This window comes from Bradyrhizobium sp. 62 (genome assembly GCF_023073035.1).
GTDB lineage: Bacteria > Pseudomonadota > Alphaproteobacteria > Rhizobiales > Xanthobacteraceae > Bradyrhizobium.
Map to the genome: position 1 here is coordinate 454,825 of NZ_JADPIT010000010.1, position 6,385 is coordinate 461,209.

The 6,385-nt window shown below is 65.3% G+C and carries 5 protein-coding genes and 1 pseudogene; 4 read left to right on the forward strand and 2 right to left on the reverse strand.

The window, feature by feature from the left end; all coding sequences use genetic code 11:
- Positions 1-5: 5 nt before the first annotated feature.
- Positions 6-1,100 (reverse strand): catalase family protein, encoded by a 1,095-nt coding sequence (locus IVB47_RS06330; protein WP_247460424.1) that lies wholly within the window; start codon positions 1,098-1,100, stop codon positions 6-8.
- 382 nt (positions 1,101-1,482) lie between these two features.
- A pseudogene (locus IVB47_RS06335) lies at positions 1,483-2,346 on the reverse strand (ABC transporter substrate-binding protein); the annotation flags it as partial.
- 11 nt (positions 2,347-2,357) lie between these two features.
- Here IVB47_RS06335 and IVB47_RS06340 point away from each other — a divergent pair.
- Genes IVB47_RS06340 through IVB47_RS06355 form a run of 4 tightly spaced genes read left to right on the forward strand, consistent with a single transcriptional unit; the run spans position 2,358 to position 6,326 of the window.
- Positions 2,358-3,095, forward strand: coding sequence for an ABC transporter ATP-binding protein (locus IVB47_RS06340; protein ID WP_247460571.1), 738 nt, complete (start codon positions 2,358-2,360; stop codon positions 3,093-3,095).
- A complete protein-coding gene (locus IVB47_RS06345) occupies positions 3,089-4,261 on the forward strand; it encodes an acyl-CoA dehydrogenase family protein (protein WP_247460426.1) in 1,173 nt (390 codons plus the stop codon). Before IVB47_RS06340 ends, IVB47_RS06345 begins: the two co-directional genes overlap by 7 nt.
- A gap of 29 nt (positions 4,262-4,290) precedes the next feature.
- Positions 4,291-5,391, forward strand: coding sequence for an LLM class flavin-dependent oxidoreductase (locus tag IVB47_RS06350; protein ID WP_247460428.1), 1,101 nt, complete (start codon positions 4,291-4,293; stop codon positions 5,389-5,391).
- Positions 5,388-6,326: an ABC transporter substrate-binding protein gene (locus IVB47_RS06355; protein ID WP_247460429.1), complete on the forward strand. Its 939-nt coding sequence runs from the start codon at positions 5,388-5,390 to the stop codon at positions 6,324-6,326. The genes IVB47_RS06350 and IVB47_RS06355 overlap by 4 nt, the downstream gene beginning before the upstream one ends.
- Positions 6,327-6,385: the final 59 nt, after the last annotated feature.

Genomic DNA, 6,385 nt, shown 5'->3' on the forward strand with positions numbered 1-6,385 from the left:
CCAGTTTAATCCGGCAGGTCCGCGATCTCCCGTGGTTCGCCGGGCCGTTGCTTGACCTTGAATTGATTTTGCTGCTGCCGCCGCGTGCGGGAGGCACGGTAGGCATCCCTGCGCAACCGCATGATCGAGCCGAGCGGCTGATGCGCGGCGAGACATCGCCATGGGTCGAACGAAAGCACCTCGTCGGAATAGACGCGACGCGCGGGGCTGTCGGCGGTCTGGCGCGGAAGCGTGATCTTGCCGAGTGCTTGCGGCGGCGCGACCTCTTCGGGCCAGTCGATCGAGGCATCTTCGATCGGTGTTCGCTCCAGGTCGGTGCAGAGCTGGGCAAATAATTCGTACTCGGCCGCATTGTCCTTGAAGAACGCAACGACGCTGTTCAGCACGGCATCATCGGCATCGTGGCAGGGCTGGCCGGTGAGTTGGCGAACCGACGCCGAGATCGGTACCAGGCGAAGCCTTGCGATATAATCGCCAAACCGCAATGCTCCCTCCGTATGAAAGGTTTCTCCGAGGATATTGCTGCCGGCATCACCGAGCGCTTTCAAGACGATCGGGATCGGAATGCCTGTTCTGTCCGATGCGGCGACCAGCACGCGCGCCAAAAAGCCTATGGGTCCGTACGCCAGATCAGGCAGGAACAGGGTGTGCTCGACCTTTTGCTGTGCGCGCATATAGGCCATCGCATCCGCGAAATAGCTGGGGTGATTGACGAGCAGGAGATCCTGGTTCGTCGTATCGTCGTCGCCGAGCGCCTTAGCCCCAGTCACGCCCAGGACCTTGATGGCAAATCCCCGTGGCGAGCGTACGCGATCGCTCCTGTTGAATGCGGTGGAGAGGCGGACGATGATCGGGAAGTGGCCAGCCTGCTTGAACAGGCCCTGGCGCAGATGATCCGGCAAATCGTCGTAGACGATCAGCTCGCCCCGGAGATAGCCGGCGCCCTTGGCGTGCTGCTGTCGGGTCCCGTGCTTGTCTTTGTGAAAAGTGCGATCGCTCGTTCGCGAAATCGAAGCAACGATCGCCTCGACGGCCGCCGCTTCCTCCGGCCGGATGTGTTCGACGGACGGGTCGTAACGAAGATACTGATCGGCTGACATGGCGCTGATCTCCAGCCCGAAGGTCGCCTTCCCATTGCAAGCGTCGACGGCCGCAGGGCGGATCACTGTAAGCCCGTCCAGTCGGGATCGGCAACCCGAGAGCGAGTTGTGATTGTCCGGACAAGCCGCGGGGTGAGGCATCCTGTTACCGACGCGATCACACGGTCGATGCTAGGCCAACGGCGTCTCGTAAGTCCTTATGGGCTCCTTATGTTGTCCTGATCTTTTCCTTAAGGCCGGGCCGGCGAACGGCGGCCCTGGCTGGCGTCTAAAGCGATAGCCACACGATCAGGCCCATGCAGGCCAAATGCGCGAGCACGATCGCGGCGAGATGCAGCGGGCCCGCCTTGAGACGAAGCGCGAGCATCCCGCCGACTCTGCTCTAGTTCGATCCCGCGGCCGCAGCGGTGAAGCTGCGGTCGACGGCTTTGCTCACGTCGAGCTTCTTCGGCAGGATGCCGTAGCGCGTCGAGCGGTCGGAGGCTTCCTGCACCTCCTTCACGACGTTCTCATCAATCGGAATCGGGCTGGTGCGCTGCGCGGTATAGGCCGAGAACAGCACGTCCTCCGGTAGCTTGGTCAGTTCGGCCGTGCTCTTGGCATATTCGCCGAGATGATCCAGTGACCACAGCCGCGCCTTGTTCAGCCGCTGCACGAGGTCCTGCACCGCCGCACGCTTGCCAGCGATGGCGCTGTCGGAGGCGACGATAAAGGTGATGGTCGGCGTCAGGCCCTCACCATCGGCGATCACGCGGGCTTTGTCCTTGAGCGTCGCGAACGAGACGTAGGGCTCCCACACCGCCCAGGCGTCGATCGAGCCCGCGACCAGCGCGATCTTGGCGTCGACCGGGCCGAGCGGCGCGAACGTCGCGTCCTCCAGCCTGATCTGCGCCTTCTCCAGCGTGGCGTCGATCAGGAATTGGCCCCAGCCGCCGCGCGTGCCGGCGAGGCGTTTTCCCTTGAGGTCGGCCGCCGATTTGATCGGCGAATCCTGGCGCACGAGAATGGCTTGCGTCTTCGCATCCGACCTGGTGACGCCGATCGCCTTGATCGGCGCACCGGCCGCGTAGACCGAAAGGAACGAAAGGTCGCCGGTGTAGCCGACGTCGAGCGCGCCGGCGTTGAGCGCCTCCAGGATCGGCGCTGCCGCGGGGAATTCCGACCACTCGATCTTGTAGGGCAGATCCTTGGCGTAGCCCGAGATCTCGAGCAGCGAACGGTTGCCGCCCTTCTGGTCACCGACGCGCCGCGCTCGACATCGAGCAGGTCAGCCACGCCTTCGACATCGACGGCGCCGAGCTGCCGGTGCTCAGCGACGTCAGCATCTCCGTCGAGCCGGGCGAGTTCGTTGCGCTGCTCGGTCCCTCCGGCTGCGGCAAGTCCACGCTGCTGCGCCTCGTCGCAGGCCTCGACAAGCCCCGATCCGGAACGCTGCGCGAGGACGAGGCGCGCATCACGAGACCGCACCCGTCGCGCGTTGTCGTGTTCCAGGATCCGACCTTGTTTCCCTGGCGCACGGTCTGGGACAATGTCGCGCTCGGGCTGGAGGCGCAGGGCATCTTGAAGAGCCAGCGTCACCGCGTCGATGCCGCCCTCGATCTCGCGGGGCTATCGTCCTTCCGCAATGCCTATCCACACCAGCTCTCGGGCGGCATGGCGCAACGCGTCGCACTGGCCCGCGCGCTGGTCAACGATCCGAAAATCCTCATCCTCGACGAGCCGCTGGGCAAGCTCGATTCGTTGACCCGCATCACCATGCAAGCCGAGCTGGTCTCGCTGTGGCAGCGCAAGGGCTTTACCACGCTGCTGGTGACGCATGACGCCGAGGAGGCGCTGGTGCTCGCCAACCGCGTCATCGTGTTCAGCGACCGCCCGGCGCGCGTGAAGGCCGATATCCGTGTCGACCGGCCCTATCCGCGCCATCGCGGTGATCCGTATCTGGCCGATTTGCGCCGCCAAATTCTTGGCCTGCTCGGATTGGACGCCACATGGTAACTCCGATCGCCAAGGGGCGCGCGGCGCATCACGAGCCCGACTACATCGCACGTGCCGAAGCGCTGGCCGAGGCTTTCGCTGCCCGTGCGGCCGAGTACGATCGCACCGGAAGCTTCCCGTTCGAGAATTTTCGCGAGCTGTCCGAGGCAGGCCTGCTGTCGCTGACGGTGCCTGCCGCCCATGGCGGCACCGGGGCCGGCGCACGATACGCCGCACGCGTCCTCGGCATCATCGGCAAGGCCGATCCGTCGACCGCGCTGGTGCTGTCGATGCACTACATCAACCATCTGGTGATGGCACGGAGCCCGACCTGGCCGGCGCGGCTGTCGCGCAAGCTCGCGCGCGAGAGTGTCGAAGACCTTGCGCTCGTCAACGCACTCCGCGTCGAGCCCGAACTGGGTTCGCCTGCGCGCGGCGGCCTGCCCGCGACCATTGCACGCCGGACCGAGACCGGCTGGCGGCTCTCGGGGCACAAGATCTATTCGACGGGATCGCCGATCCTGAAATGGTATCTGGTCTGGGCGCGCACGGACGAAGCCGAGCCGCGTGTCGGACAGTTCCTGGTGCCAGCGGGCCTGCCGGGCACGCGTATCGTCGAGACCTGGGATCACCACGGCCTGCGGGCCAGCGGCAGCCACGACGTCATCTTCGACGACGTCGTGATACCTCTCGATGCCGAGATCGATGTGCGCGAGCCGGCGGACTGGCGCGCACCCGATGTCGCGCAGGCGACCGTCCACACGATCTTTGTCGCCGCGATCTATGACGGCGTTGCGCGGGCTGCACGCGACTGGCTGGTCGGGTTCCTGAAGCAGCGCGTGCCGGCCAGCCTGGGCGCGCCGCTTGCGACCTTGCCGCGGGCGCAGGAGATCCTTGGTGGGATCGAAACGCGGCTCATCGTCAATGCGCGGCTGATCGGATCTTTCGCCGGTGATTTCGACGACGGTGTCGCGCTTTCGGCGACCGAGTCCAACGTCATCAAACTGACCGTGACCAACAACGCCGTCGCCGCGGTTGAGGATGCCTTGTCGCTGACCGGCAATCACGGCCTGTCCCGCGCCAATCCGCTGGAGCGGCACTATCGCGACGTCCTGTGCGGTCGCGTGCACACGCCGCAGGACGATTCCACGCGCACCGGCCTCGGCCGTGCCGCATTGGGCCTCTAGCCTGCCGCCAAACATTCAGGGAGAACATCATGTCGATCGAGTTCATCGGCTTTATCGCCAACAGCAATGCGTCCGAGACCATCGTGCGCCAAGGTCCGGTGCTTGATCCAGGCTATATCGAGACGGTGGCGAAGGCGCATGATTTCGCGGGTTTCGATCGCGCGCTGCTGGCGTTCCATTCGACCACGCCCGATGCGCTCCAGGTCGCCCAGCATGTGCTGACCATCACCAAGTCGTTAAAGGTAATGATCGCGCAGCGACCGGGCTTTACCGCGCCGACGCTGCTCGCGCGGCAGCTGGCGACGCTTGACCAGCTCTATGGAGGCCGCGTCTCGCTGCACGTCATCACCGGCGGCAATGCAGCGGAGCTCAGACAGGACGGCAACACGCTCGACGACAAGGACGAGCGTTACGCCCGCACCAGCGAGTTTCTCGACGTGGTGAAGCTGGAATGGACCAGCGAGAAGCCGTTCAACTACAGCGGCAAGTACTACAACGTCGAGAATGGTTTTTCGCAGGTGAAGCCGCTGCAGAAGGCCGGCATCTACACCTTCGTTGGCGGTGGCTCCGACGCTGCGATCGACGTCGCGGGCAAGCATGCCGACACCTTTGCGCTGTGGGGCGAATCCTACGCGCAGGTGCGCGACGTCACCGCGCGCGTTCACAATGCGGCCGTCAGGCAGGGCCGTCCGACGCCGCGATTCAGCCTCTCGGTGCGGCCGATCATCGCCCCGACCGAGAAGCAGGCCTGGGACAAGGCGGAAGAGATTCTTGCGCGCGCCACCGCGCTCCAGGACAAGACCGGCTATCGCAAGCCCGCTGACGGCCATGCCACCGCCGGCGCGCGGCGCCTGCTCTCGCTCGCCGACCAGGGCAGCCGCATCGACAAGCGGCTGTGGACCGAGATCGCAAAGCTCACCGGCGCCAACAGCAACACCACCGCGCTGGTCGGCACGCCCGAGCAGGTCGCCGAGGTCTTCGGCGACTATTACGACCTCGGCGTCAGCCATTTCCTGATCCGCGGCTTCGACCCCCTGATCGACGCCATCGAATACGGCCGCGAGCTGATCCCGCTGACGCGCGAGGTGATCGCCAAGCGCCAGGCCGTTCGCGGCGAGGCGGCGGAATGATCCGCCTCATGCTGGCCGGCGCGCTGCTGTTCGGCTCGTTCGAGCTGGCGGCGGCGCAAACGACCTTGCGCGTCGGCGACCAGAAGGGCAATTCGCAAGCGGTGATGGAAGCTGCCGGCGTGCTGAAAGACGTTCCTTACAAGATCGAGTGGAAGGAATTTCCCGCGGCCGCGCCGCTGCTGGAAGCGCTCAGCGCTGGCGCGATCGAGACCGGGCTCGTCGGTGACGCACCCTTCACCTTCGCCGCCGCCTCGGGCGCGCCGGTGAAGGCGATCGCCGCGATCCGGCAGACGCGAGAGGGGCTTGCCATCCTCGTGCCCGAGAATTCTCCGATCAAGAGCTTTGCGGATTTGCGCGGCAAGAAGATCGCGACCGGCCGTGGCTCGATCGGGCATCAGCTGATCCTTGCCGCGCTCGAGAAGAACGGTTGGGCTGCGGCTGACGTGCAGATTGCGTTCCTGGCGCCGTCCGATGCCAAGATCGCCTACACGCAAGGCTCCGTCGACGCGTGGTCGACCTGGGAGCCTTATGTCAGCCAGGAGGAGGTGTTGTTCAAGTCGCGCCGCGTCATCACCTCAGAGGGCCTGACGCCGGGGCTGAGCTTTCAGGTGGCGCGGCCCGATGCCATCCGCGACAAGCGCGCGGAGCTGACCGACTTCATCCGGCGCCTCACCGCGGCGCGGGCGTGGTCGCTGAACAATGTCGACAGCTATGCCGCGACCTGGGGGAGGCTGATGAACATCCCGACCGCCGTGCCGCAAAACTGGCTGTCGCGCGCAAAAATCCGGATCGCGCCGATCGATGACGGCGTGGTCGCGGACGAGCAGAGCACGATCGATCTCTATTTTCGCTGGAGCCTTATCAAGCAGAAGCTCGATGCGGCCGAGGTCGTAGATCGCTCGTTCTCGGATGCGATTGCGAAGGCAGGGCTGTAGGGCACCCGGGTGTCCCGGACGCGACGCTTACCCCTCTCCCCTTGCGGGAGAGGGTGGCT

What these genes read in the sequence shown, in the direction of transcription:
- IVB47_RS06345 (WP_247460426.1), top strand. Translation starts at nt 3,089, where the DNA reads ATGGTAACTCCGATCGCCAAGGGGCGCGCGGCGCATCACGAGCCCGAC.
- IVB47_RS06355 (WP_247460429.1), top strand. Translation starts at nt 5,388, where the DNA reads ATGATCCGCCTCATGCTGGCCGGCGCGCTGCTGTTCGGCTCGTTCGAG.
- IVB47_RS06330 (WP_247460424.1), bottom strand. Translation starts at nt 1,100, where the DNA reads ATGTCAGCCGATCAGTATCTTCGTTACGACCCGTCCGTCGAACACATC.
- IVB47_RS06350 (WP_247460428.1), top strand. Translation starts at nt 4,291, where the DNA reads ATGTCGATCGAGTTCATCGGCTTTATCGCCAACAGCAATGCGTCCGAG.